The 26385-nt window shown below is 65.5% G+C and carries 25 protein-coding genes; 11 read left to right on the top strand and 14 right to left on the bottom strand.

Annotated elements, in window-relative coordinates; all coding sequences use genetic code 11:
* Positions 1-3: 3 nt before the first annotated feature.
* Entirely contained in the window at positions 4-546 is a 543-nt protein-coding gene (locus AC3A43_RS08670) for a TetR/AcrR family transcriptional regulator (RefSeq protein ID WP_487792141.1), read from the bottom strand.
* A 116-nt stretch (positions 547-662) separates the two neighbouring features.
* Here AC3A43_RS08670 and hisN point away from each other — a divergent pair, with 116 nt between their 5' ends.
* The gene (gene hisN, locus AC3A43_RS08665) at positions 663-1445 is read left to right on the top strand and encodes a histidinol-phosphatase (RefSeq protein ID WP_487792140.1); all 783 of its coding nucleotides are present in this window, start codon (positions 663-665) and stop codon (positions 1443-1445) included.
* A gap of 16 nt (positions 1446-1461) precedes the next feature.
* Here hisN and AC3A43_RS08660 read toward each other — a convergent pair whose 3' ends face one another.
* Complete coding sequence (locus AC3A43_RS08660) at positions 1462-3564, bottom strand: AsmA family protein (protein WP_487792139.1); 2103 nt, start codon at positions 3562-3564, stop codon at positions 1462-1464.
* Positions 3565-3803: 239 nt separating this feature from the next.
* Here AC3A43_RS08660 and rpmI point away from each other — a divergent pair, with 239 nt between their 5' ends.
* The 7 genes from rpmI to AC3A43_RS08625 all read left to right on the top strand — a co-directional run bounded on the left by rpmI (position 3804) and on the right by AC3A43_RS08625 (position 10980).
* Positions 3804-4007, top strand: a complete 204-nt coding sequence (gene rpmI, locus AC3A43_RS08655) for a 50S ribosomal protein L35 (protein WP_106000796.1) — start codon at positions 3804-3806, stop codon at positions 4005-4007.
* A 13-nt stretch (positions 4008-4020) separates the two neighbouring features.
* A complete protein-coding gene (gene rplT, locus AC3A43_RS08650) occupies positions 4021-4386 on the top strand; it encodes a 50S ribosomal protein L20 (RefSeq protein WP_487792138.1) in 366 nt (121 codons plus the stop codon).
* Positions 4387-4803: 417 nt separating this feature from the next.
* Positions 4804-5706, top strand: a complete 903-nt coding sequence (locus AC3A43_RS08645; RefSeq protein ID WP_487792137.1) for a helix-turn-helix domain-containing protein — start codon at positions 4804-4806, stop codon at positions 5704-5706.
* 145 nt (positions 5707-5851) lie between these two features.
* Complete coding sequence (gene pheS, locus AC3A43_RS08640) at positions 5852-6946, top strand: phenylalanine--tRNA ligase subunit alpha (protein ID WP_487793027.1); 1095 nt, start codon at positions 5852-5854, stop codon at positions 6944-6946.
* On the top strand, positions 6943-9327 hold the full coding sequence (gene pheT, locus AC3A43_RS08635) for a phenylalanine--tRNA ligase subunit beta (protein ID WP_487792136.1): 2385 nt from the start codon (positions 6943-6945) through the stop codon (positions 9325-9327). The genes pheS and pheT overlap by 4 nt, the downstream gene beginning before the upstream one ends.
* 43 nt (positions 9328-9370) lie before the next feature.
* On the top strand, positions 9371-10330 hold the full coding sequence (locus tag AC3A43_RS08630) for an alpha/beta hydrolase (RefSeq protein WP_487792135.1): 960 nt from the start codon (positions 9371-9373) through the stop codon (positions 10328-10330).
* Between the two features lie 83 nt (positions 10331-10413).
* Positions 10414-10980 carry a methylated-DNA--[protein]-cysteine S-methyltransferase gene (locus AC3A43_RS08625; protein ID WP_487792134.1) on the top strand — a complete coding sequence of 189 codons (567 nt, stop codon included), beginning with the start codon at positions 10414-10416 and terminating at the stop codon, positions 10978-10980.
* Between the two features lie 19 nt (positions 10981-10999).
* Here AC3A43_RS08625 and AC3A43_RS08620 read toward each other — a convergent pair whose 3' ends face one another.
* Both AC3A43_RS08620 and mutS read right to left on the bottom strand, forming a co-directional pair.
* Positions 11000-13759, bottom strand: a complete 2760-nt coding sequence (locus AC3A43_RS08620) for a [protein-PII] uridylyltransferase (RefSeq protein ID WP_487792133.1) — start codon at positions 13757-13759, stop codon at positions 11000-11002.
* A complete protein-coding gene (mutS, locus tag AC3A43_RS08615; RefSeq protein WP_487792132.1) occupies positions 13756-16419 on the bottom strand; it encodes a DNA mismatch repair protein MutS in 2664 nt (887 codons plus the stop codon). Before mutS ends, AC3A43_RS08620 begins: the two co-directional genes overlap by 4 nt.
* Positions 16420-16548: 129 nt before the next feature.
* Here mutS and AC3A43_RS08610 point away from each other — a divergent pair, with 129 nt between their 5' ends.
* The gene (locus tag AC3A43_RS08610) at positions 16549-18813 is read left to right on the top strand and encodes an NADP-dependent malic enzyme (RefSeq protein ID WP_487792131.1); all 2265 of its coding nucleotides are present in this window, start codon (positions 16549-16551) and stop codon (positions 18811-18813) included.
* 63 nt (positions 18814-18876) lie between these two features.
* Here AC3A43_RS08610 and AC3A43_RS08605 read toward each other — a convergent pair whose 3' ends face one another.
* Positions 18877-19362 (bottom strand): outer membrane protein assembly factor BamE, encoded by a 486-nt coding sequence (locus AC3A43_RS08605; RefSeq protein ID WP_487792130.1) that lies wholly within the window; start codon positions 19360-19362, stop codon positions 18877-18879.
* A gap of 196 nt (positions 19363-19558) precedes the next feature.
* Between AC3A43_RS08605 and AC3A43_RS08600 the strand changes: the two genes are divergently transcribed.
* Positions 19559-20089 (top strand): ubiquinol-cytochrome C chaperone family protein, encoded by a 531-nt coding sequence (locus tag AC3A43_RS08600; protein WP_487792129.1) that lies wholly within the window; start codon positions 19559-19561, stop codon positions 20087-20089.
* A complete protein-coding gene (locus tag AC3A43_RS08595) occupies positions 20086-20616 on the top strand; it encodes a YceD family protein (protein ID WP_487792128.1) in 531 nt (176 codons plus the stop codon). The genes AC3A43_RS08600 and AC3A43_RS08595 overlap by 4 nt, the downstream gene beginning before the upstream one ends.
* Here the strand turns inward: AC3A43_RS08595 and AC3A43_RS08590 are convergent.
* The 9 genes from AC3A43_RS08590 to rpsH form a co-directional block, all read right to left on the bottom strand.
* Entirely contained in the window at positions 20613-21308 is a 696-nt protein-coding gene (locus tag AC3A43_RS08590; RefSeq protein ID WP_487792127.1) for a hypothetical protein, read from the bottom strand. The two genes, AC3A43_RS08595 and AC3A43_RS08590, sit on opposite strands and share 4 nt — an antisense overlap.
* A gap of 47 nt (positions 21309-21355) precedes the next feature.
* Positions 21356-22015 carry an adenylate kinase gene (locus AC3A43_RS08585; protein WP_487792126.1) on the bottom strand — a complete coding sequence of 220 codons (660 nt, stop codon included), beginning with the start codon at positions 22013-22015 and terminating at the stop codon, positions 21356-21358.
* 62 nt (positions 22016-22077) lie between these two features.
* On the bottom strand, positions 22078-23451 hold the full coding sequence (gene secY / locus AC3A43_RS08580; RefSeq protein ID WP_487792125.1) for a preprotein translocase subunit SecY: 1374 nt from the start codon (positions 23449-23451) through the stop codon (positions 22078-22080).
* A 141-nt stretch (positions 23452-23592) separates the two neighbouring features.
* Positions 23593-24117: a 50S ribosomal protein L15 gene (gene rplO / locus AC3A43_RS08575; RefSeq protein ID WP_487792124.1), complete on the bottom strand. Its 525-nt coding sequence runs from the start codon at positions 24115-24117 to the stop codon at positions 23593-23595.
* Positions 24118-24177: 60 nt separating this feature from the next.
* Positions 24178-24363 (bottom strand): 50S ribosomal protein L30, encoded by a 186-nt coding sequence (gene rpmD / locus AC3A43_RS08570; protein ID WP_054589700.1) that lies wholly within the window; start codon positions 24361-24363, stop codon positions 24178-24180.
* Positions 24364-24367: 4 nt separating this feature from the next.
* Entirely contained in the window at positions 24368-25087 is a 720-nt protein-coding gene (rpsE, locus tag AC3A43_RS08565; RefSeq protein WP_487792123.1) for a 30S ribosomal protein S5, read from the bottom strand.
* A 2-nt stretch (positions 25088-25089) separates the two neighbouring features.
* Positions 25090-25443, bottom strand: a complete 354-nt coding sequence (rplR, locus tag AC3A43_RS08560; RefSeq protein WP_037515664.1) for a 50S ribosomal protein L18 — start codon at positions 25441-25443, stop codon at positions 25090-25092.
* A gap of 3 nt (positions 25444-25446) precedes the next feature.
* Entirely contained in the window at positions 25447-25980 is a 534-nt protein-coding gene (rplF, locus tag AC3A43_RS08555; RefSeq protein ID WP_487792122.1) for a 50S ribosomal protein L6, read from the bottom strand.
* On the bottom strand, positions 25980-26384 hold the full coding sequence (rpsH, locus tag AC3A43_RS08550) for a 30S ribosomal protein S8 (RefSeq protein ID WP_037556380.1): 405 nt from the start codon (positions 26382-26384) through the stop codon (positions 25980-25982). The genes rplF and rpsH overlap by 1 nt, the downstream gene beginning before the upstream one ends.
* Between the last annotated feature and the right edge of the window lies 1 nt (position 26385).

Here is a 26385-nt window from a genome sequence, read left to right as displayed (position 1 = left end):
GCGTCAGCGCGCGAACAGCGTACCGACGATCGTTTCCAGTTCGCGCCGAAAGCTCGCGTGATCGGGCGCAGCGTGGACGAGGCCTTTCGCGGTCCAGCACAACGCCTGAGCCATGCTGCCCGCGCGCGACACCGCAGCGCCGGGTCCGCTCAGCCGGATCGTCTGCGCCATGGCCGCAACCAGCTTTCGTTCGGCGGTGCGCACCGCGTCGACCGGCTCGGGCGCCACCATCACCGCGACCTCGATCCCGTGCGGCGAGGCGCGGAGAATCATCATATGCTGGCCCACCCACGCATCGAGCGCGTCGAGCAGGCGGACCACGAGCGTCGCGCCGGGATTCTCCAGACTGCCCAGCGCCTCGGCGAGCGACCGCTCGATCAGCGATTTTATCGCCCATTCGGCGAGCCCGGCCTTCGACCCGAAGCGATTGTAGAGCGCCTGCCGCGATACCCCCGTTGCCTCGGCCAGCTCCTCCATCGACGCCCGGCGAAATCCGAGTCGTGCGAAGGTGATGAGAAAGGCGTCGGCGGAAATGCGGGCGAGCATGGCATCATTTGTACAATAAATATTGATTTTGTATATTTTATATAATCGAGCCATTGGCGGCTTAAAGCTCGTGCTCGGGGTGGCGGGCGCGGTGCGGCTGCGCTAGCGCTGAGCGCATGTCGCTTTCATCCGATCTCATGCTCGCCAACCGCCTCGCCGATGCCGCCGGCGAAGCGATCCGTCCGCTCTTTCGTGCCGCCTTTGCCCATGAGGCCAAGGCCGACGCGTCGCCGGTGACCGAGGCCGACCGCGCCGCCGAAGCCGCGATGCGCCGCCTGCTCGATGCCGAGGCCCCCCGCGACGGAATCATCGGTGAGGAATATGGCGCAGAGCGCCCCGACGCGGCGCGCCAGTGGGTACTCGATCCGATCGACGGCACCGTCAGCTTCATGGCGGGGCGCCCGATCTTCGGAACGCTGATCGCGCTGCTCCAGGATGGCTGGCCCATTCTCGGCATCATCGACCAGCCGATCGCGGGCGAACGCTGGGTCGGCGCGCTCGGACAGCCGACCCTGTTCAACGGCACCCCCGCGCGCACGCGCACCTGCCGCGAGCTAACCGATGCGGTGCTCGCGACGACCGGCCCGCAATATTTCGCCGATCATGATGCTGAACATTTCATGGCGCTCGCGGCGAAGACCGCGCACAAAAGGCTGATCTTCGGGGGCGACTGCTACAATTATGGGCTGCTTGCGAGCGGCCATATCGATCTGGTGGTCGAGGCGGGGCTGAAGCTCCACGATTTTGCCGCGCTGGTACCCGTCGTCGAGGGTGCGGGCGGGACGATGTGCGACTGGAACGGCGATCCGCTCAACGCCGACAGCGCCGGGCATGTCATCGCGCTCGGCGATCCCGCGCGGCTCGAGGATGTGATCGAAGGGCTGGCCTGCCACCATTGAATAGGGCCTTGCGGCGTTAGAAGATGCCGAGGAATTTCTTGCGCTGCTTCTCCTTCCCGTCGGCCGTCTGCTTGCCATCCTCTCCCTTCGCGGTGGTACCTTTTCCGACATCGTCACGCGCATCGCCCTTCGTCGTCCGCTGGGCGCTGGCGCGGGCGCCGGCGAGGACCGGGCCGCACTGCGCCGATTTCGCATCGCCGGGATCGACGAACGGGATGATCAGCGCCGCCGGGGTGGCGACGATCGCCAGCCCGAGCCCGGCGCCGGCGCGGCCGAGCAGCTGGTCGCTGATCGGATCGATGCGCGGCGCCGCGAAATAGCCGCCGACCGCAACCGGCGATTGTCCCGAAAACAGGCTGAGCTTCTTTCCGTCGGCGCGCACCGCCAGATCGAGCGCTTCGGTCCGGAACGAAAAGCCGCCGCGCCCGACAACGACATTTTTTTCGGTGTCGATCAGGATCGGGTCGGCGGCGCTGACGCCGTTCCGCACGGTGAAGGCGATCACCCCGCAGTTGATCTGGACTGGCTTCTTCAGCTTGTCCTCGAACAGTTTCTGCACGAACGTACCGACGTCGAGTTCGGCGAGCTGGATGTTGCGGGTCCAGAAACTGCCCTGCGGCAGGACAAAGGCGATCCGTCCATTCGAACTGGCGAGCGACTGGCGCAGGCTGTCGCCATGGCCGACCATCTGGATCCGCCCGCTGACGGTGCCGGTCGTCCCCGATTTCTCGACGCCGAAGCGCGCGAGCAGGGTTCCAAGTCGCGTCGGCGAAAGGCGGATATCATAGGCGGTGCGTACGACGACGGGACGCGAATCGATCGAAATGTCGCTCGCGACCTTGCCCCCGGCGAGGAGGAAGGTCAGCGGCTTCATTTCCATGAGCCCGCGCTTCAGCGACAGCGTCAGGTCGACATTGCTGACCGGGAAGCTTTCCGCCCGCACCCGCGCGACCCTATAACGCAAATCGGCATCAAAGCCTTTCAGCGCGTCGGCGCGGAGCGGCGAATCGGGGAGGACGCGCGGACGGCCGCCGACGGTCTTGATCGCCCCGCCGGTACCCATCTTGTCGAGCCGGTCCACTTCGTAACCGATGAACGGCCCGGCATCGATGATGTTGAGCGAGCGGGTGGTGACGTCGGCCTTCAGATAGACCCGCCCTTTGGGTTGGCTGACCGACAGCGCGCCCGCGAGGTCGCTGTCGCCGAACAGCCCTTTTATCCCTGTCAGTTTCCAGGTCGATTCCTCATAAGTGAGCGCCGAGGTGACGCGGTAGCGGCGCGTGTCGGGAATCGCGACGCCGAGGAAATCGAACAATCGCGACAGATTCGCGCCGCGGGCTTGCAGGCGCAGGTCGGCGCCTTCGAGTTCGGTCGGCCCGCGAAGCGTGCCCGTCACGTCGAGCGTGTTACCGAGCCCGATCGCATGGAGCGTCAGCTTGTTCCGGCCTCCCGCAACGGTCTCGTTCGGCGAAGCAAGGCCGCCGTTGACGGTAAAGGGCTGTGCACGCATCGTCCCGCGCCCCGAAAAGTGGATCGTCTCATTGATGCGGCTGTCGGTGGCCTTGACCGTATCGACGTCGATATCGGCGAACAGCCGAAGTCGCGGGTCGCGATAAGTGACGCCGCTGCCGGTGATCGCTGCGCGCTCGATATGCGGCAGTTCGAGCGGCTCGGGCAGGCGGGCGCGATCGCCGAAGGTCCAGCTGTTGCGCTTGTTGCCTTCATCCCATTCGAGCGCCACCTGCGCGCCGTCTAAATCGGCGAAGCGAAGAACGCGGTTGCCAAAGATCAGCGGCAGGGTCGCAAGGCGCGTATCCACCCTCTTTGCCGAGAAAAACTGCCTCGCGCGCGCCCAGTCGGGATTCGCGATGCGGATATCCTCGGCATAGAATTTGACGTTGAACGGCGCGAAATAGAGCTGGAAGTCGCCGCCGATGTCGACCTGACGTTCGAGCTGCGACGTGGCGAAGCGCTCGAATGGTGCTTTGAGAAAGCGACCCTTGGTGATGAACAGGATCAACCAGATCGCGAACAGGGTCACGAGGATGATCGCCACCGTGCAAATCGCGATCCGCAGCGGGCGCGGGCGCCGTTCGAGCCATGCGGGGGTCCACGCCATCCGCGCCCAGCGTCGAGGGCTTTCGGCCCAAAGGGGGACGGTGGAACCGGCCGCCGGGGCCGTCTGACCGGAGCGCTTGTCCATAGAGCACCAATCCGCCGCGCATCACATCGTTCCTTTCGCCCCCGAATCGCTTGCATTTCAGGGGCCATGCGGTTAAGCGCGCGCCTTCCGATTGTGTCGGCTGGCTGAAAGGGCTGCCAGGCCGATACGCAAACGGACTTCCAAAGGAGACCAAAATGCCCAAGTTGAAGACCAAGAGCGGTGTGAAGAAACGCTTCAAATTCACCGCCTCGGGCAAAGTGAAGCACGGCGTTGCCGGCAAGCGTCACCGCCTGATTTCGCACAATTCGAAATATATCCGCACCAACCGCGGCACCAGCGTGCTGAGCGATTCGGATGTGGCCCATGTGCGCCTCTGGGCGCCCTACGGCCTGAAGTAAGGAGCGCTAGCACATGTCACGCATCAAACGCGGCGTTACCACGCGCGCCAAGCATAAACGCGTATTGGAACAGGCGAAGGGCTTTTACGGCCGCCGCAAGAACACCATTCGTATCGCCAAGCAGGCGGTCGAAAAGGCTGGCCAATACGCCTATCGCGACCGCAAGGTTAAGAAGCGCAACTTCCGCGGTCTGTGGATCCAGCGCATCAACGCTGCGGTTCGCGCCGAAGGTCTGACCTATTCGCAGTTCATGCACGGCGTGAAGCTGGCCGGAATCGATCTCGACCGGAAAATCATGGCCGATCTCGCGATGAACGAAGGCACGGTCTTCACGACGATCATCGCCCAGGCGAAAGCGGCGCTGCCTAAGGCAGCCTGAGGCTTTTAGCTCAAACGAACGAAACAAGGGCGGTCCCGATGGGGCCGCCCTTTTTCTTTGCGTCATCGCCGCAGCAGTGTGTGACCGTTCGGTCCAACGAAGAGGCGGCGCGGAGCTTTCGCTCCGCGCCGCCTCGACAATGGTTCCAGTGGAAACCATCGCCCCCCCGCCCGATCCGAATAGCCGTGGGTCGCAGAAAGCCGCCGGCCGGAACGAAGCTCAGAAAATCAGTCGTTTATTTCAGGTCCCCGCCAAGCCCCAGCCACCGGCGTCACGCCACGATTCCCCTCGCACGCTCTTTTTGGAGCGGGCTGCGCAACTATGGCGCAGCGCCTGCGTATAAAATTGTAAGAACCCGACAAGAAATCGCGGCCCGGCATTGTTTTTCATGCCTTTTGCCCGCTAAAATGGGACAGCATGCCGCAACGCGACGCACTTTCTCATCCCCCGACTGGCGCGCGCGTCGCCACGCGCTTCTTTCCGCTGTCAGAAGCGCTCCGCCCCTATGTGAGCACCATCTATCTGAGCGAAGTCGTGGTCACCGACGGCAGCCGGGTCGAGGATTATCTGCACCCCGAATGGGCAAACCTGCGATTTGTCGATGGCGATCCGCCGCTCGCCGCGATCGGCGGCAGCCCTGTTGGCGAAATGCCGCGCTTCATCGCCACGGGTCCCACAAGCACATCAACCTATTTCGCGGCGGGCAATATGCGCGCCTGGGGCATCGGCATCCTCCCGATGGGCTGGGCCAAATTCATTCCCCTGCCCGCAGATGAACTGGCCGACCGCTTTTGTGACGGCGCCGCGCATCCGGCCTTTGCCACGTTTACGCCTTTGCTCGAAACCTTGCGCCGCGTGAATGATGTCGATGCTGCGGCCGCGCTGATCAACAGCCACATTTGCGCCATTCTCGCGGGCGCGGCACCCGACGACCCCGCCATTCTCGCCGCCCACGTCGCCCTCGTCGACGACGACCTGTCCAGCGTTGCAGATCTGTCGGCAAAGCTCGCGTTATCCGAACGGTCGATCGAGCGCTTGAGCCACCGCGCCTTCGGCTTTTCGCCAAAGCTGCTCCTGCTCCGCCAGCGCTTCCTGCGGTCGCTCGCGCGCTTCATGCTCGACCCATCGATGGCGTGGATCGATACAATGGATCATCATTATTACGATCAGGCGCAGTTTACGCGCGATTTTCAGCGTTTCATGGGAATGAGCCCGCGCGAATATGCCGCGCGGCCCAAGCCGATATTGGGCGCGGCGGCGGTTGCGCGCGCGGCGGCGGCCGGTGCGGCGGTACAGGGCCTCCACAAGCCGGCCGGATAGCACCGTTTTCCGCCAAGTGGCTTGACCGGCGCGTCGCGTTCGGTGCAAGCGGCAGGCGACGGACGCGCGGGCAGCCGCGGTACCCAAAGAAGTATGAAAACATCAGGCCGGCAGCGACTGCGCCGCCGGAACAGGACGAACAATGATGAGCGATATCGAGGCCATCCAGACCCGGATTTTGGGCGACATCGAAGCGGCGGCCGATGCCAGCGCGGTCGAGGCGCTGCGCGTCGCCGCGCTCGGCAAAGCGGGCAGCATCACCGCGCTGCTCAAGACGCTGGGCGGTATGACCCCCGACGAGCGGCAGGCGCAGGGTCCCCAAATCCACAGCCTGCGCGAAGCCGTCACGGCCGCGCTCGGCGCCCGCAAGGCCGCGCTCGACGCCGCGGCGCTCGACATCAAACTCGCCGCCGAAGCGATCGACATGTCGCTCCCCGCCGAAGCCGCCCCCCGCGGCAGCGTTCACCCGGTCAGCCAGGTGATGGACGAGCTTGCCGAAATCTTCGCCGACATGGGCTTCGCGGTCGCAACCGGCCCCGAGATCGAAGACGACTGGCGCAACTTCACGGCGCTCAACATTCCCGAGACGCATCCGGCGCGCGCGATGCACGATACGTTCTACTTCCCCGACACGGACGAGGAAGGCCGCGCGATGCTGCTGCGCACGCACACCTCGCCCGTGCAGATCCGCACGATGATGTCGCAGGAACCGCCTATCAGGATCATAGCGCCCGGCCGCGTCTATCGTAGCGACAGCGACGCGACGCATACGCCGATGTTCCATCAGGTCGAAGGTCTCGTCATCGACCGCGGCATCCATATGGGACACCTGAAATGGACGCTTGAGACGTTCCTGAAGGCCTATTTCGAACGCGACGATATCGTGCTGCGCCTGCGCCCCAGCTATTTCCCCTTCACCGAACCCTCGGCCGAGGTCGATGTCGGCTATAAGCAAGAGAAAGGCCGCCGGATCGTCGGCGGCCATGGCGACGACGACGGCCATGCGTGGATGGAGCTGCTCGGCAGCGGCATGGTCAACCGCCGCGTCATCGCCAATTGCGGGCTCGATCCCGACGAGTGGCAGGGCTTTGCCTTCGGGGTGGGCGTCGACCGGCTGGCGATGCTGAAATATGGCATGGACGACCTGCGCGCCTTCTTCGACGGCGACCTGCGCTGGCTGGCGCATTATGGGTTCGGCGCGCTGTCGGTGCCGACGCTGAGCGGAGGGATTTCGGCATGAAGATCACCCTCGACTGGCTGAAAGAGCATCTCGATGGTGCCTTCGACGTCGCCGATGTTGTCGCCACGCTCAATCGCATCGGCCATGAGGTCGAAGGCGTCGAGAATCCCGCCGAGAAACTCGCGGGTTTCCGCGTTGCGCGTGTGCTGACCGCCGAGAAACATCCGCAGGCCGACAAATTGCAGGTGCTGACCGTCGACAGCGGCGACGGCGTCCCGCTGACCGTCGTGTGCGGCGCGCCGAACGCGCGCGCGGGGCTGGTCGGCGTGCTCGGCCTGCCCGGCGCGGTCGTGCCTGCAAACGGCATGGAGCTGAAGGTCGCGGCGGTGCGCGGCGTCGAATCGAACGGCATGATGTGTTCGACGCGCGAGCTCGAGCTGGGCGACGATCATGACGGGATCATCGAGCTGCCCGACGACGCCCCCGTCGGCACCCCCTTCGCCGACTATAGCGGCGCGGGCGATCCGGTGATCGACATTTCGATCACCCCGAACCGGCAGGACTGCATGGGCGTGCGCGGGATCGCGCGCGACCTCGCCGCCGCGGGGCTCGGCACGCTGAAGCCGCTCGACGTCCCGACGATCGTCGGGACAAGCGCGCCCACGACCGAAATCCGTACCGACGATCCCGAAGGCTGCCCCGCCTTCTACGGCCGCACGATCAGCGGCGTCACCAACGGCACCGCCCCCGAATGGATGCGCCGCCGGTTGGAAGCGGTCGGGCAACGCTCGATCTCGGCACTCGTCGACATCAGCAATTATGTGATGTTCGACCTCGGCCGCCCGAGCCATATCTATGACCGCGCCAAGCTGACCGGTGCGCTCGTCGCGCGGCGCGCCAGGGATGGCGAGACGGTCACTGCATTGAACGGCAAGGACTATGTCCTCACCGATACGATGACGGTGATCGCCGACGACAGCGGCGTCCACGATATCGCGGGCATCATGGGCGGCGAACATAGCGGGTGCAGCGAGACGACGAGCGACGTGCTCCTCGAAATCGCCTATTTCACCCCCGAACGCATCGCGCTGACCGGACAGGCGCTCGCGCTGACCAGCGACGCACGCAGCCGTTTCGAACGCGGGGTCGACCCGGCGTTCCTCGACGATGCGACCGCGATCGTCACCGCGCATGTGCTCGCGATCTGCGGCGGTACGCCGTCGGCGGTGACGCGCGCAGGTAGCCCGCCCGCCGAAGTGAAGACGGTCGATTACGACCCGGCGCTGTCGGCCACGCTCGGCGGTATCGCGATTGCCCCCGAGCGGCAGAAAGAGATTCTGACCGCGCTCGGTTTTTCGGTGATCGAACAAGGCGGCCGCTGGCAGGTCGCGGTGCCGAGCTGGCGCCGCGATGTCGACGGCGCCCCCGATCTGGTCGAGGAAGTCACGCGCATCACCGGCTTCGACGCGATTGCATCGGTTCCGCTGCCGCGCACGGACGGCGTTGCAAAGCCGACCGCGACCGCCGAGCAGCTCACCGAACGGCGCGTGCGCCGCGCCGCGGCGGCCGCCGGGTTCGACGAAGCCGTCACCTGGTCGTTCATCAGTGAGAGCGACGCCGCGCCGTTTGGCGGCGGCGCCTGGACGCTCGCCAATCCGATCAGCGAAGATTTGAAGGTCATGCGCCCGTCGCTGCTGCCCGGCCTGCTCGCCGCGGCGCAGCGCAACCAGAACCGCGGCGCCGACAGCATCCGCCTGTTCGAGGTCGGCCGCCGCTATCTGGCGGACGCCGAGCATCCGACGCTGGCCGTGCTGATGGCGGGCGACAAGCGCGCACGCGGTTGGCAGGCCGGCAAAGCCGCGCCGTTCGATGCCTTCGACGCCAAGGCCGTAGCGCTGGCGCTGCTCGAAGCCGCGGGGGCGCCCGCCGATCGGTTGCAGGTGATGGAAGCCGTCACGACCGGCAGCATCTGGCACCCCGGACAGTCGGCGACGCTGCGGCTCGGCCCCAAGGCGGTGCTCGCCGAATTCGGTGCGCTCCACCCGCTGCTGACCCGCGCGTTCGACGTCGACGGTCCGGTGATGGCGGTGCAGATCTTCCTCGATGCGATCCCTGCGAAACGCGCGAGTGGACCCGCACGCGCGGCGTTCACCCCGCCCGCGCTGCAATCGGTGCGCCGCGACTTCGCCTTCCTCGCGACCACCACGCTGACCGCGGCCGATCTGGTCCGCGCGATTCGCGGCGCCGACAAGGCGAGCATCGTCGATGCACGGTTGTTCGACCGCTTCGCCGGCCAGGGCGTGCCCGAAGGCCAGGTGAGCCTGGCGGTCGAGGTCGAGCTGCAGCCATTGGAGAAGAGCTTCACCGACGCCGAGCTGAAGGCGATCGCCGACAAGGTGGTCGCTGCGGCGGCGAAGGTCGGGGCCGTCTTGCGCGGCTGACAATCGCGCGCCGCTGGGCGGGATCGCAAGGGAGAGTTTTGCCATGACCACCCGTCACCTCGTCGACCGCGAGATCGCTCCGATCATCGATCTTTTCCCGCGGGTCGACCTTGATTCAGCGCCGATTGCCGCGATCCGGGCCAAAGCGGCAGAAACTTACGCCTTTCTGCCATCGCCGGTCATCGCGCCCGAAAAGCTGAGCGTGCCATCGATCCATGGCGGACCCGATATTCCGGTCTTCCTTTATCGCCCGTCGACCAGCCGGCCGGGCAGCGGCGCCATTCTGCATATCCATGGCGGCGGCATGGTGATGGGATCGGTCGAGCAAATGCAGGCCGGACCCGCAGCACTGGCCGCCGCCGCGGGCGTTCCCGTCGCGTCGGTCGAATATCGCCTCGCGCCCGAACATCCGTTCCCCGCGCCGCAGGAAGATTGCCATTCGGCGCTGGCGTGGCTCGCGGGCCAGGCCGGGGGATTGGGTTTCGACGCGAGCCGGATCGTCGTTGCCGGCGAAAGCGCGGGCGGCGGACTCGCTGCCGCGCTGGCGATCATGGCGCGCGACCTCGGCGGCCCCGCCATCGGCGGACAGCTGCTGACCTATCCGATGCTCGACCATCGTACCGGCAGCAATGCCTGTCCGTACGCCAATCCTACGACCGGCGAGTTCATCTGGACGCGTCCGAGCAACCGCTTTGGCTGGCGCGCGCTGCAAGGCAGCTACAAGATCGACGATCCGCGGCGCGGCTGGTTTTCGCCGAGCCTTGCCGAGGATCTGTCGAACCTGCCCCCCGCTTATATCGCCACGGGCAGCCTCGATCTCTTCTTCGACGAAAATCTCGATTATGCACGCCGGCTCGTCGCGGCGGGGGTGCCCGTCGATCTGCACAGCTATGCCGGGGCGATCCATGCGTTCAACGCGATTCCCGATGCGGCGCTGTCGCAGCGCTTCAACGGCGGGCTGCTCGCGGCGGCAGCGATCATGGCGGGTCCGGCGGGCGGCTGAGGAATCGGCTAGGCCCACGCATCACGGACGATAGGGTTTCGGCAAAAGACGGCGCTATATCGGATCGAAGACGGAGGACGCACATGGCCAGCCAAAGCCATTATCAGCTTTTCGAAACCGCGTCGGGTGTCGCGGCAATCGGCTGGCAAGGCACCAGCATTACCGGACTTCGCCTGCCTGCGCCGACCGCAGCCGAAACCGAACACGCCATGGTGCGCCGCCTGCCCGGTGCAATGCGTGCAAAGCCATCGGCCGAAATCGAGGCCGTGATCGGCGCGGCGATCCGCTATTTCGCGGGGGAGCGTGTCGAGTTTTTCGGGGTTCCGATCGATCTTGGCAAGCAGAGCCCCTTTTTCGCGCAAGTCTATGATCGGGTCCGCACGCTCGGCTGGGGCGAAACGACCACCTATGGCGCGATTGCGCAGGAGCTGGGCGCCGGCCCCGAAACGGCGCGCGCCGTTGGACAGGCGATGGCGACGAATCCCATCCCGCTGATCGTCCCCTGTCATCGCGTCATGGCCGCGGGCGGCAAGATCGGGGGTTTTTCCGCTCCCGGCGGCGCGCTGTCCAAGGCCCATATGCTCGAACTCGAAGGCGTGGCCGCCCTCGCGGCATCCCCCGCCCCGGCACAGCAGGGGTTCGATTTCTAGCGAGCGATGACGCCCGCGACTAGGCCGCGACGGCTTCCTCGCTCTGGCTTGTCGCCGCCTCGAGCAGGCGCTTCTCAAGGCTCTTCACCCGCGCCGCGCTGTCGATCTTGTCCCCGATCAGGTCGGTGACATAGAAGGTATCGACCGCGCGCTCGCCATAGGTCGCGACATGCGCGCTGTGCACCGTTACCTTCGACTGGAACAAAGCATAGGCGAGTTGGTTGAGCAGCGCCGGACGGTCCTGCGCATTGACCTCGATCACCGTGAAGCGGTTCGACGCCTTGTTATCCACAAAGACGTTCGGCGCGATGCGGAAGGCCTCGGCGCGCGTGCGCGGCAGGGCGCGGGCCTCGAGTTTGGGCAGCAATTTGTGACGGTTGGCGAGCGCGTCCTCGATCGCCCGCGTCAGCCGGCCGATCTGCCCCGGTTCGTCGAACGGGCGACCGATCGGATCCTGGACGAGGAAATTGTCGAGCGCGAGGCCGTCGCGGGTGGTGTGGATGCGCGCGTCGATGATGTTGCCGCCGGCGAGGTGAATGCCCCCGGCGATGCGATAGAACAGCCCCGGATGGTCGGCGGCGAGCACCATCACCAGTGTCGCGCCGCGATCGTCGTCGGGAACCGCCGCGATGTGCAGCGGCGCGTCACCCGCCTGGCGGATGTGGACCAGATTGGCGGCGATGACCTCGACCGGTTCGGCGATCCAATAGCTTTCGGGGAGGCGCCTCGCGACCTTGTCGAAGGTTTTTTGATCGAAGCCGAACTGCGCCGCGACCGCTTCCTTCTTGCTGGCGATCCGCTGTTCGCGGCCGCGTTGTTTGTGGCCGAGGCGCAGTACTTCCTCGGCCGCGTCATAAAGCTCGGTGAGCAGCTGGCGTTTCCAGCTGTTCCATACGCCGGGGCCGACCGCGCGAATATCGACGACGGTGAGGACGAGCAGCAGGCGCAGGCGTTCGGGCGACTGCACGACCTGCGCAAAATCGAGGATCGTCTTGAAATCGGCAAGGTCGCGCTTGAACGCCGTCGCCGACATCAGCAGGTGATAGCGTACGAGCCATGACACCGTCTCGGTCTCGGCGTCGGTCAGTCCGAGCCGCGGGCAGACGCGCAGCGCGAGCTCGGCGCCGAGCACGCTATGGTCGCCGCCGCGCCCCTTGGCGATGTCGTGAAGCAGAACGGCGCAATAGATGACGCGCCGCGAGTGGATCTGGTCCATGATCGCGGTCGACAGCGGATGGTCGTCCTGCAGCCGGTTCTGCTCGATGTCGGCGAGCAGGCCGATCGCGCGGATCGTATGCTCGTCGACGGTATAATGATGATACATGTCGAACTGCATCTGCGCGACGACGCGGCCGAAATCGGGAACGAAGCGGCCGAACACGCCCGCCTCGTTCATCCAGCGCAGCACCGTTTCGGGATCGCGTGGGGACGTCAGCACGTCGAGGAACAGCGCGTTCGCGCGCGGGTCGCGGCGCACCCCGCGCGTTTCGATCAACTTCGCATCGTGGCGCGCCTGACGCATCGCCTGCGGATGGATTTCGAGGCCGTGCTTGTCGGCGAGCGCAAAAATCTCGACGAGCCGCACGGGATCGACCTGAAAGAAGTCGTCACCGGGCAGCGCAAGCCGGCCGCGATCAAGGACGAAACCGTGGAGCTTGCCCGGGCGCCGCCGGATCGTCGGCAGGAAGCGCCGTCCGCGCGCCGCCATCTGGTCGTCGAGATGGGCGAGGAAGGTGCCGGTGACGTCGCCGACGCTTTTGGCGTGAAGGAAATAGAGCTGCATGAAACGCTCGACCGCGCGCTTGCCCGGGCGATCGGCGAATTTCATCCGCGCGGCGATCTCGCGCTGGAAATCGAAGGTCAGCCGGTCCTCGGCGCGCCCCGCGAGCGTGTGGAGGTGGCAGCGCACCGCGAGCAGGAAGTTTTCGGCGCGTTCAAACTGGCGGAGTTCGCGGCCCGACAACAGCCCGGCGTCGACCAGTTCGGGCACGGTGCGGACGCGGTGGATGAACTTGCCGATCCAGAAGAGCGTGTGGAGGTCGCGTAGCCCCCCCTTCCCTTCCTTCACATTGGGTTCGACGACATAGCGCGAATCGCCCATGCGTTTGTGGCGCTCGTCGCGCTCGGCCAGCTTGTCGGCGACGAAGGCGCGCGCATTGCCCGCGACGACCTCGGCATCGAAACGCGCCGAGGCCTGGTCGTAGAGGTCGCGGTCGCCCCAGATGAAGCGCCCTTCGAGCAGCGCGGTGCGGATCGTGAGGTCCTCTTTCGCCGCGCGCACCATCTCGTCGAGCGAGCGCGAACTATGGCCGACCTTCAGCCCGAGATCCCACAGCGTATAAAGCTGCGCCTCGATCACCTGCTCGGTCCAGCTCGTCTGCTTGAACGGGGTGAGGAAGCCGATGTCGATATCGCTGTGCGGCGCCATTTCGCCGCGGCCATAGCCCCCGACCGCGATCAGCGTGATCCGCTCGCCCGACGAACGATTGGCCGACGGGTAGAGATGGCCGACCGTGAAATCATGGCTGAGGCGAACGATCTGATCGATCAGGAAGGCCATTGCGCTCGCGGCGAGCCGGCCCGACGAGGGGTGATCGAGCAGCCGGCGATCGATCTCGGCGCGTCCGTTGTCGAGCGCTTCTTTCAGCAGGTTGACCATGGCCCGGCGGCGCGCACCCGAATCGCCGCTCTCGGCCGCGATGGCGTCGAGCCGGTCGGCGAGGGCGCGCCGGTCGATGATCGCGCGGCGCTGTTCCAGATTGTCGAACAGGTCGCTCATGCCTCGTCCACCATCAGCCGCTTGAGCGCGTAGAGCGCATCGAGCGCCTCGCGCGGTGCGAGTGCGTCGGGATCGATCCCCGCGAGCGCGTCGCGAAGCGCATCCTTCGCGGCGGCAGGCGCGGCAGCCAGCGTCGCGGCGAAGAGCGGCAGGTCATCGAGGCCAGCTGCGAGCCCGCCGGTCTTCTCGCGCCCGGCCTCGAGCTTGGCGAGCACCGCCTCCGCCCGCTTGACCACGCCTGCCGGCACCCCCGCGAGCCGCGCGACGGCAAGGCCATAGCTGCGGTCAGCGGGGCCTTCGGCCAGTTCGTGGAGGAGCACCAGATCGCCCTGCCATTCGCGCGCGCGGACATGGTGAAGCGAGAGCGCACCCAGCGTTTCGGCAAGCCGTGTCAGCTCATGATAATGGGTCGCGAACAGGCAGCGGCACTTGTTGACCTCGTGCACCGCCTCGACCACCGACCAGGCGAGCGCGAGCCCGTCATAGGTCGACGTGCCGCGCCCGACCTCGTCGAGGATGACGAAGCTTTGCGGGGTCGCCTGCGCGAGGATCGCCGCGGTTTCGACCATCTCGACCATGAAGGTCGAGCGCCCGCGCGCGAGATTGTCACTCGCACCCACGCGGCTGAACAATTTGTCGACGAGGCCGAGCTTCGCGGAAGCGGCGGGGACGAATCCGCCCGCCTGCGCGAGCACGATAATCAGCGCGTTCTGGCGCAGGAAGGTCGATTTACCGCCCATATTGGGGCCGGTGACGAGCCAGAGCCGGTCAACCTCCGACAGCGAGAGATCGTTGGGAACGAAACGCTCGCCCGATTTCGCCAGCGCCGCTTCGACCACTGGATGGCGCCCGCCGCTGACGTCGAGGCACGGGGTGTCGGCGAGGTCGGGACGGCACCAGTTGTGGCTCATCGCATGGTCGGCGAGTGCCGCCGCGACATCGATCCGCGCGAGCACGTCGCAGCTCGCGGCGATCGCTTCGCGGCGAGCAACAGCGGCGTCGGTGAGCGATTCGAGATGCGCAGCCTCGGCGGCAACGGCGTGCACGCCCGCTTGCGTCACCCGGCTCGCGGCCTCGTGAAGGTCGGACGAGTTGAAGCGCACGACCCCCGCGAGCGTCTGTCGATGCGTGAAACCCGATTCGGGCGCCATCAGTGCGTCGGCGTGCTTTGCGGGCACTTCGACATGATAGCCGAGCACGCCATTATGGCGGATCTTGAGCGAAGCAATGCCGGTGCGGTCGCGATAGCCCGCCTCGAGCAACGCGATCGCCTTGCGCCCGTCGCGCGCGGTTTCGCGCAGCGCGTCGAGCGCATGATCGTAACCCTCGGCAACATAGCCACCCTGCGCCGCATCGACCGGCGGTGTTTCGATCAAAGCGCGGCTGAGTTCGTCAACGAGTGTGCCATGGCCGTCGAGGCCCGGCAGGAGCCGCGCGAGCAAGGGCGGCAGATCGGGGCGCCGTGCGAGCCGTTCGCGCAAGAGTCGCGCGCCGCCGAGCGCATCGCGGAGCTGCGCCAGATCGCGCGGCCCGCCGCGCCCCGCGACCAGCCGTCCGAGCGCTCGCCCCGCATCGGGCAAGGCACGCAGCGCCGCACGCAGTTCGCCGCGCCACAGCGCATCGCGCGCGAGACCGTCAACGAGGTCGAGCCGGTCGAGGATCGCATCCTTGTCGGTGAGCGGGCTCGCCAGATCGTCGGCGAGCAGCCGCGCGCCCGATGCGGTAACGGTGCGGTCGATCGTGCCGAGCAGGCTGCCCTCGCGCGCGCCGGCCATGGTGCGAACGAGTTCGAGACTTTCGCGCGTCGCGGCGTCGATCGCCATCCGGCCCGACGCGAGGTGCCGCACCGGCGGCTGGAGAAAAGTCGGCCCCCCGGTGCCGACATGGTCGAGATAGGCGACCAGCGCGCCCATCGCGGCAATCTCGCCGCGGCCGAACTGGCCGAAGCCGTCGAGCGTCTGGACGCCGAAGAAAGTTTCGAGCCGCTTCTGTGCCGCGGTGCTGGAAAAGTCCCCGGGCGGACGGCGCACGATCTGGCGCGCCGACGAGATCGGCAGTTCATCGGCCGCCTCGCTGAGCAGCAGCTCCGACGGCGCGAGCCGCGCGAGTTCGGCGTCGATCTGATCACGGCCCACCGCGACGACCTCAAAGCGTCCGGTCGAAATGTCGGCGGCCGCAATCGCCACCTCGCCATCACTGCCGATCTGCGCGAGCGCGGCAAGCCGGTTGGCGCTGCGCCCTTCGAGCAAAGATTCTTCGGTCAGCGTGCCCGCGGTGACGAAACGCACGATCGCGCGCGCGACGAGCGCCTTTGACCCGCCGCGCGCCTTGGCCTCGGCAGGGCTTTCGACCTGTTCGGCGATCGCGACACGGTGGCCGGCGCGGATCAGCCGCGCGAGATAGGATTCAGCCGCGTGGACCGGCACGCCGCACATCGGCACCGGCTGTCCGTCATGTTCGCCGCGCGAGGTGAGCGCGATATCGAGCGTCGCCGCCGCGGCTTTGGCATCGTCGAAGAAGAGTTCGAAGAAGTCGCCCATGCGGTAAAAGAGCAGGCAGTCGCCCGCGTTGGCCTTTAGCGACCAATATTGCGCCATCATCGGTGTCGCGGCGGGCGCGGGGCTGTTCGAATTTGCAGGCGAGCGGGCGGTGACAGGCATGCGACATGCTTAGGGATGGATGAGGGCCTGTGGCAAGACGCGCACGCGATTCGCGGTTCCATTTCGCCATGGCGACGTTAGGGAATGGGCTCGGGCGCGCAGCTTGTGGATCAGTTGAGAGGATAAACGATGGACAGCGGCAGCAAGGTACAGTTTTCGGACCGCGAGGCCCTGCTTTACCACGAATATGGCCGACCCGGAAAAATCGAGATTGTCGCGTCGAAGCCGATGGCGACGCAGCGCGACCTCAGCCTGGCCTATTCGCCCGGCGTCGCCGTGCCGGTGCTCGCGATCGCCGAGGATCCGGCCAAGGCCTATGATTATACGATCAAGGGCAATCTGGTCGCGGTGATCTCGAACGGCACCGCCATCCTCGGGCTCGGCAATCTCGGTGCGCTGGCGTCGAAACCGGTGATGGAAGGCAAGGCGGTGCTGTTCAAGCGCTTCGCCGATGTCGATTCGATCGACCTCGAGGTCGACACCGAAGATCCGCAGCGTTTCATCGAAGCGGTCGAGCTGCTCGCACCGAGCTTTGGCGGCATCAACCTGGAAGATATCGCCGCCCCCAATTGCTTCATCATCGAAGCCGCGCTGAAGGAACGCATGAACATTCCGGTGTTCCATGACGATCAGCATGGCACCGCGATCATCACCGCAGCGGGCCTGATCAACGCCTGTTATCTCACGGGCCGCGACCTTGCGACGGTGAAAGTCGTCGTCAATGGCGCCGGTGCCGCGGCGATCGCCTGTACCTCGTTGATCAAGTCGATGGGTGTGCGGCATGAAAATGTCATCATGTGCGACCGCAAGGGCACGATCTATCAGGGCCGCACCGAAGGCATGGACCAGTGGAAGTCGGCGCATGCGGTGCCGACCGAAGCCCGCGACCTGACCGAAGCGCTGGTCGGCGCCGATGTGTTCCTGGGCCTGTCGGCCGCGGGCGCGCTGAAGCCCGAGATGGTGAAGGATATGGCGCCCGCGCCGATCATCTTTGCGATGGCGAATCCCGACCCCGAAATCTCGCCGCCCGAGGCGCGCGCGGCGCGGCCCGATGCGATTATCGCGACCGGGCGTTCGGACTTTCCGAATCAGGTCAACAATGTGCTGTGCTTTCCCTTCATCTTTCGCGGCGCACTCGACGTGCGCGCGACCGCGATCAACGAAGAGATGAAGATCGCGGCGGCCTATGCCATCGCCGACCTCGCGCGCCAGCAAGTGCCCGAGGAAGTGGCGGCGGCCTATGGCGGGCGCGCGTCGAGCTTTGGTCCCGAATATATCATCCCCTCGCCGTTCGATCCGCGATTGATGGAAATCGTGCCGGCAGCGGTCGCCGAAGCGGCGATGAAGTCCGGCGTGGCGCAGCGGCCGATCGAAAACCTTGACGAATATCGCACCCAGCTCCGCGCCCGGCTCAATCCGACGACCTCGGTCCTGACCCTCGCCTATGAAGCCGCGCGCAACAATCCGAAGCGTGTCGTCTTTGCCGAGGGCGAGGAAGAAGTCGTGCTGCGCGCGGCAATCCAGTTCCGCGACGGTGGATATGGCACCCCGGTGCTCGTCGGGCGCGAAGGGCTGCACGACAAGCTGCGCGCGATGGGCGTAGCCGATCCCGAAAGCTATGAGGTCCACAACAGCGTCAATTCGCCGCACGTGCCGCAGATGGTCGATTTGCTCTATGAACGGTTGCAGCGGCGCGGATACCTCCGCCGCGACGTCGAGCGCATGGTCAACCGGGATCGCAACATCTTCGGCTCGCTGCTGCTCAAGATGGGGCTTGGCGATGCGATGATCACCGGCACGACGCGCACCTATTCGCAATCGATGCGCGAAATCCGGCGGGTGATCGACCATGCCGAAGGCAAGACGCCGTTCGGCATCCACGTCCTTGTCGACCAGCATCACACGATCTTCATGGCCGACACCACGGTCAACGAGCGGCCGACGGCGCAGCAGCTTGCCGACATCGCCGAGCGCACGGCGCAGGTCGCGCGCCGCATGGGTCACGAACCACGCGTTGCCTTCCTGTCCTATTCGACCTTCGGCAATCCCGAGGGAAGCTGGCTCGAGAGCATCCGTGAAGCCGTGTCGATCCTCGATGGGCGCAACCCGGGGTTCGAATATGAAGGCGAAATGGCGCCCGACGTCGCGTTGAACGAGAAGGTGATGAAAAACTATCCCTTCTGCCGCCTGTCGGGGCCCGCGAACGTGCTGATCATGCCCGGACTGCAATCGGCCAATCTGTCGGCGAAGCTGCTGCGCGAACTGGGCGGCGGCGCGGTGATCGGCCCGATGCTCGTCGGGATGGAAAACCCGGTGCAGGTCGCGACGATGGCGTCGACCGCGTCCGACCTCGTCACGCTCGCGGTGCTCGCGGCCGGCGGGATCGCACAATAAGAAAAAGCGGCGGTGCCTGAGGCGCCGCCGCTTTTACTGAGCCCTGTCGGTACGAAATGGCGACTATGGTCCGCCGGGAGCCCCCGCACCGGGCGCACCGACGGCGCCGATATTCCCAAAAATATCTTCAAAGAAACTACGGTTACGGCCGAGAGTCGGCGTCTTGTCGCCATCAGGGCTGATCCGGCTTACCATTTCAAGGCCGGTGCGGTCGACCGCAGCGACGTTGCCCGCGGGGTCGAAGCGGACGCGCAGCACCTGCTGATCGACGGGGCGCGGCTTGGCGAAGGCAAGCTGGCGCGTTTCGCGCGACACATAATAATATTCATTGTTGCTGAACTGGCCGACGAAGGTCGGGCGGCCGAGTGTTTTTTCGACCGATTCGCGGTTGTCGACGCCAGGCGTGATCGCCTCGGTCAGCAGCGGATCGACAACATAGCCCTGTCGCCCCTTGAGCTGCGAACAGCCGCTGGTGGCGAGTGCGACCGCGAGGCCGAGCATGACAAGGCGCGTGCGCGGGGCAGGAAGCGAAAGGATCGAATTCGGCATCAAAAATCTCCGTTGCGCCTGTCCGCCGCTTATCCCGGCGGTCGGCGCTGGCTCTCGCGCCTCTTAACCGCAAGCGGATAGCGCGCACAAGCCGCTTGTGCCGCGGCAAAGCTTGCCACAAGCTGACCGGAGCGCGCGGCGGGGCGAGAGCGCGCCACCTCTTTTCGGATGGTACGAATGCGCCTAAGCGGATGGCATGATTTCGCTCCGCAATATATTTCGTTCGCAACCCGACCCGCGCGAGGCTCGCCGTCCGCTGTGGAACGCGGTTGTTGCCACTGCCCGCGCACCGCACTGGTATGCACAAGGCACCGTCCCCGACACGCTCGACGGACGGTTCGACATGATCAGCCTCGTGATGGCGCTCGTACTGCACCGGATCGACGAAGATCCGGCTCAGGGACTCGCCGGCGTCCAGCTCACCGAATTGTTCGTGAACGACATGGACGGGCAAATGCGCCAGATCGGTTTTGGCGACATGGTCGTGGGCAAGCAGGTCGGCCGGATGATGAGCGCGCTCGGTGGCCGGCTGGGCGTCTATCGCGCCGTCGACGGGTCGGACGAATTGCGCGCCGCGCTGGTCCGCAACCTGTGGCGCGGCAACGAGCCCGGCGATGCGGGGCTCGCGCATGTGATGACCGAGGTTGCGGCGCTGCGTGCGGCCCTGGCGGCGACCCCGGTCGCCGATCTCGTCGTCGCCGATCGTCTGGACGGAACCCAGCGTTGAGCACGCAACCCGAATTCTCGCTCGTCGTGACATTGGCCGACGCCGCGCATGGCCGCGTCCTTTCGGTCGAAGCCGATGCCGAGGCGCGCGCCCAGATCGCGAAGCGGCTGGCGTTGGTGGCGCTCGATCGCTTTTTCGTCACCGGCGAGGTCCGCGCGATCGCCGGCGGCATGGGAGCGAAGGGCGAAGTGCAAGCCGAGGTGGTGCAGGCGTGCGCCGCAACCGACCTGCCCGTCTCCGCGACGATCGCCGAGCCTTTCGACCTCCGCTTCCTGCGCGATGTCGATGCGCCCGTCGGCGAAGACGAAGAGATCGAGATCGGCAGCGACGAGCTCGACCTTCTGCCGCTTGAGGGGGATCGGGCCGACCTCGGCGAGGCCGCGGTGCAGACGCTCTCGCTCGCGCTTGACCCGTTTCCGCGCCATCCCGACGCGACACGCATCTTGGCAGAAAAGGGCGTGCTCAGCGAGGAAGCTGCGGGACCATTTGCGGCGCTGGCCAAGCTGCGCGGAAAGCCCGGCGCTTAGCGGCTTTCATCAGGGGCGGGCTTTGCCTCTTCCTCGACCAGATCGGCGACCGCGGCGTCGAGTTCGGGGTCTTCGGTTGCCGGCGGGGCTTCTGCCTTCGGTTTCTCCGCGCCTTCGCCCGCAGCCTTTTCATCGCGCGTCGGCGGCAGCGCGCCCCCAAGCGCGTTGGCGAGGCCGAGCAATTGTTCGCCAATCACCTTGTCGACCGCGGGCGCGATATCGCCGACCTTGAAGCGCATATAGCCGCCGACGACATAGTCGAAGCGCAGCGCGCTGCCCGTCGGGGTTTCCTTGATATGGATCGTCAGCGTGCCGGTCAGTGCCTCACCCTGCAAAGGCCCGAAGGCGCCCGACAGGCGGAGCAGCTGGCCCGGTTTCGAAAACAGGATGCGCGCGTGCTGAACGCTGCCGACACCCGAACCGGTGTCGGGCAATTTCTCGCAGAAGCAACCGCCCGCCTGCGAATCGAGCCAGAAATTCGCGCCGTCGCCCGACCAGCTATGCTCTTTCGACCACCAGCTTTGCGGCATGCGGAGCATTTTCCACACATCGGCGGGGGTCGCCGCGACCTGTGCCGTATGCGCCACGCTGAAGCCGGCGTCGCTCTGATCGACGACCTTGGCGCTCGCAGCGGGTGCGAGAGCCAGCGCGCCAATCATGGCAGCGCCTGCGAAATATCCGGAAATTGCCATCAGCCTGTCCCCCTTGACGCCTCAATAACCGGCGTCGGGGGAACTGGCTAGCTGGCAGTCGCGAGGATCGTTTCGATCGCGTCGTTGACCTGGTCGATCGGCGCCATGCCGTCGACGTGGGTCACGATCCCGCGCGCTTCGTAGATCGGCAGGATCGGCGCAGTCTTGGCGCGATATTCGGCCATGCGCGTACGCACCGTTTCCTCATTATCGTCGGGGCGGCGCTTGAATTCATGATTGCCGCACACATCGCAGGTGTCTTCGACCTTCGGCAATTTGTAGCGATCATGATAGCCCGCACCGCATTTGGCGCAGCTGAAGCGGCCGGTGATGCGGTCGACGAGCGCATCTTCCTCGACCTGTAGCTCGATCACATGATCAAGCTTGCGGCCGCGATCCGACAGGATTCCGTCGAGCGCTTCGGCCTGTGCCGCAGTGCGCGGATAGCCGTCGAAGATCACCGAAACGTCGCTGCCGAGCTGGTCGAGCCGCTCGCCGATCAGGCCCGAGACGATCGCGTCCGAGACGAGTTCACCCGCGTCCATCACGGCTTTTGCCTGCACACCGATCGGCGTTCCCGCCTTGACCGCCGCGCGGAGCATGTCGCCGGTCGACAGCTGGATCATGCCATGCTCGTCTTCCAGGCGGACCGCCTGCGTTCCCTTGCCCGCCCCCGGCGGACCCAGCAAAATGATATTCAGCGTCATGGAGGCCCCTGTTTCCTGCCCGTTGCCCTATTCCTCTGGCGCGGATGGACGTAGCGGGCGCTTTAGCGCCGCGCAACGCCCCCCTTCAATTTGGCCTTTTTGATGAGGTCGCCATATTGGTGCGCGAGCATGTGGCTCTGAATCTGGCTGATCGTATCGATCGTCACGTTGACGATGATCAGCAGGCTGGTGCCGCCGAGCTGGAACGGAAGCCCCGATCCGGCGATGAAATATTCGGGGATCAGACAGATCGCCGCCAGATAGGCCGCACCGATCACGGTGATGCGCGTGAGCACATGGTCGAGATAGGCGGCGGTGTTCTTGCCCGGACGGATGCCGGGGATGAAACCGTTCTGACGCTTCAGATTGTCGGCGGTTTCTTCGGGATTGAAGACGACCGCGACGTAGAAGAAGCAGAAGAAGATGATCCCCGCGGCATAGAGCGCCATATAAAGCGGCTGGCCGTGCGCAAGATACTGGTTGAGCGTGATGAGGAAGTCGCCGGTCGCGGTGTCGCCCTGGACGTTCTGACCCATCATCTGGGTGATGGTCAGCGGCATCAGCAGCAGCGACGAGGCAAAGATCGGCGGAATCACGCCCGCGGTGTTGACCTTCAGCGGCAAATGGCTGCGATCGGCCTGCATCCCGCCGCGCTGCGTCGCGCGCTTCGGATACTGGACGAGGACGCGGCGCTGCGCGCGCTCCATGAAGCTGATGAAGGCAATGACGACGATCGCGCCGCCGACGACCGCGAGGATCGTGCCGCCGCCCATCGAGCCTTCGCGCACCTGCGTGAACATCTGCGCAAAGCTGCGCGGCAGCTGGGCAAGGATGCCCGCCATGATGATCAGCGAGACGCCATTGCCGATCCCGCGGCTGGTGATCTGTTCGCCGAGCCACATCAGGAACAGCGTACCGCCAACGATGCTGATGACCGCGCCGATGCGGAACAGCATGCCCGGATCGACGACCGCGGCGATGCCATTGCTCGCACCGAGCGATTCAAGCCCGACGGCGATGAAATAGCCCTGGATCGCGGTCAGCGCGACGGTGCCGTAACGCGTATATTGGTTGAGCTTCTTGCGCCCGCTTTCGCCCTCTTTCTTGAGAGCGGCGAGGCTTGGCGACAGTGCGGACGCCAGCTGCACGACGATCGAAGCGGTAATATAGGGCATGACGCCGAGCGCGATGATACTCATGCGCTCCAGGCTGCCGCCCGAGAAGGTGTTGAAGATGTCGAGGACGCCGCCTGAAGCCGCCTGGCTGTAGAGCGATGCCAGCGCGACGGGGTCGACCCCGGGCAGCGGCACGAACGACAGGAAACGAAAAACGATCAGCGCGCCGATCGTGAACCAGATGCGGTTCTTGAGTTCGGTCGCCTGACCGAACTTCGAAAAGTTCAGGTTGGAAGCAAGCTGGTCGGCGCGAGAGGCCATGATGATCTTTCCTCGAGTGGCGGACCGCGCCCCCGCGACCCGGCGCCTATGTGCGTTCGACGGTCACGAAGCGCAAGGGGAAAGGCCCGAATTCAGATGCGTCGGGGGCGGATCGACTATGCCGACCCACCCCCGGATGCATTAGTTCTTGGCAGCCGCTTCTGCCCGGCGCTTGGCTTTCTTGCCGTCGCCTTCGGGCTTGGGTTCGGGCAGTTCGACCTTGCCGCCAGCCTTTTCGACCGCTTCGATGGCGCCCTTCGACGCACCGGCAACGGCAAAGTTCAGCTTTGCAGTGAGTTCACCCTTGGCAAGGAGGCGGACGCCGTCCTTGCCGCCGCGTGCCAAGCCAACCGCCTTGAGCGCGGCATGATCGATCACAGCCTTCGCATCGAGCTTCTTCGCGTCGACCAGCTTCTGGACCATGCCCAGGTTCACGATCGCGAAATCCTTGCCGAAGATATTGTTGAAGCCACGCTTCGGGATGCGCATGTGGAGCGGCATCTGGCCGCCTTCGAAGCCGTTGATCGCGACGCCGCTACGGGCCTTCTGGCCCTTCTGGCCGCGGCCGGCGGTCTTGCCCTTGCCCGAACCGATGCCGCGTCCGACGCGCATACGGCCCTTGCGGGCGCCATTGTTGTCACGAAGTTCGTTAAGCTTGATCGTCATGTTTGCACTCGCTTTCGCTTTTGTCGCGCTGATAGTTTTGAAGGTCGGGTCGCGAGGGGGTTAGCCCTCGACGACTTCGACCATGTGCGGCAGCTTGCGGATCATGCCACGCACTTCAGGGGTGTCGACCAGTTCGACCTCGCGGCGCATCTTGCCCAGGCCGAGGCCGGTCAGGATAGCGCGCTGGCTCTTGGGACGACGGATCGGCGAACCGATCTGGCGGATCTTGATCTTCTTGTCAGCCATGGTCTTACTCCGTCACCGCCGCGGCTTCCGCCTCGGCTGCGCGGTCGGATGCACCGCCACGCTTGATCAGGTCCGAAACCTTCTTGCCGCGACGCTGCGCGACCGACTTCGGGCTGGTCTGTTCGCCGAGCGCTTCGAAAGTTGCGCGGATCATGTTGTAGGGATTCGACGTGCCGTTCGACTTGGTCACCACATCGGCGACCCCCAGGCTTTCGAACACGGCGCGCATCGGGCCACCAGCGATGATGCCGGTACCGGCAGGCGCCGAACGAAGGGTCACCATGCCAGCGCCGAAATGGCCGAGGCCATCATGGTGCAGCGTGCGACCGTCGCGCAAAGGAACGCGGATCATCGACTTTTTTGCAGCAGCGGTTGCCTTCGAAATGGCTTCCGGCACTTCGCGTGCCTTGCCATGGCCGAAACCGGCGCGGCCCTTGCCGTCGCCGACGACGACGAGCGCTGCGAAACCGAAGCGCTTGCCGCCCTTCACGGTTTTCGAGACGCGGTTGATGTGAACGAGCTTTTCAATCAGCTCTTCGCCGCCGTCATCGTCGCGCGGGCGACGATCATCGCGGCGGCCACGGCCGCCACCATCACGGCCGCCACGGTTGCCGCCCGGTCCGCCAGCACCGCCGCCACGACCGCGGCGCGGAGCCTGGGTGGTGGTTTCGGTGGCAGCGGCCTCGGGGGCGGCGCCTTCGACGTTCTGTACTTCGTCTGCCATGATTAGAACTCCAATCCGCCTTCGCGAGCCGCGTCGGCCAGCGCCTTGATGCGCCCGTGGAACAGGAAACCGCCGCGGTCGAACACGACCTGCGTCACGCCCGCCTTTTTCGCAGCAGCGGCGAGGCGCTTGCCAACGTCAGCAGCTGCTGCCGTCGTTGCGCCGGTCTTGCCGCGGACATCCTTGTCCAGCGTCGAGGCCGATGCGAGCGTCTGCCCGGCAGCGTCATCGATAAGCTGTGCATAAATGTGGCGGCCCGAACGGTGCACCGACAGGCGAGCGCGGCCACCCGCGCGCTGACGGAGGGCGGTACGGACGCGCTGACGGCGTTTTTGGAAAGGGGTAAGATGTGCCATGGCTTACTTCTTCTTGCCTTCTTTGCGGAAGATGTACTCGCCGCGATATTTGATGCCCTTGCCCTTATAGGGTTCGGGCTTACGCCAACGGCGGATTTCCGCCGCGACCTGGCCGACTTGCTGCTTGTCGATGCCGCTGATCTCGATCGTCGTATTGTCCGGCGTCTTGATCTCGATGCCCTCGGGCACCGCGAAATCGACATCATGGCTGTAGCCGAGCTGCAGCTTCAGATTCTTGCCCTGCGAGTTGGCACGATAGCCGACACCGGTGATTTCGAGAACCTTGGTGAAGCCCTCGGTCACACCCGTGATCAGGTTCTGCACCAGCGTCCGCTGCATGCCCCAGAAAGCGCGTGCTTCGCGGGTGCCGTTCGCGGGCTGGACCGAGATGCTGCCTTCGGCGACTTCATACTTGATGTTGTCGGAAAGCGGCATCGCGAGCGTGCCCTTCGGACCCTTGACCGACAGCTGGCCGCCGTCGATCGCGGCGGTAACGCCGCTGGGGATCGAAACTGCTTTTTTACCAATGCGCGACATCAGAACACCTCCGCCAGCACTTCGCCGCCGACATTATGTTCGCGTGCTTCGGCATCCGACAGGACGCCGCGCGGGGTCGACACGATGGTGATACCCAAGCCGTTGCGCACGATCGGAAGTTCTTTCGAACCCGAATAGATGCGGCGGCCGGGCTTCGAAACGCGCGCCACATGGCGGATCGCCGGCTGGCCTTCGAAATATTTCAGTTCGATGCGGATGCCCTTGTGCTGGCCCTTGGCACCCAGCGCTTCTTCGCTGTAGCCGCGGATATAGCCTTCGCGCTGGAGAACATCGAGAACGCGGACGCGCAAGGTCGAAGCCGGCGTCAGGACGCTGTCCTTCTTTGCCTGCTGTCCGTTGCGGATGCGGGTGAGCATATCACCCAGGGGATCGGTCATTGCCATC

The organism is Sphingopyxis sp. Soil_C_28 (assembly GCF_057657055.1).
The sequence above is the reverse complement of the archived record's forward strand: the minus strand, read 5'-3'. Positions and strand labels throughout refer to the sequence as shown.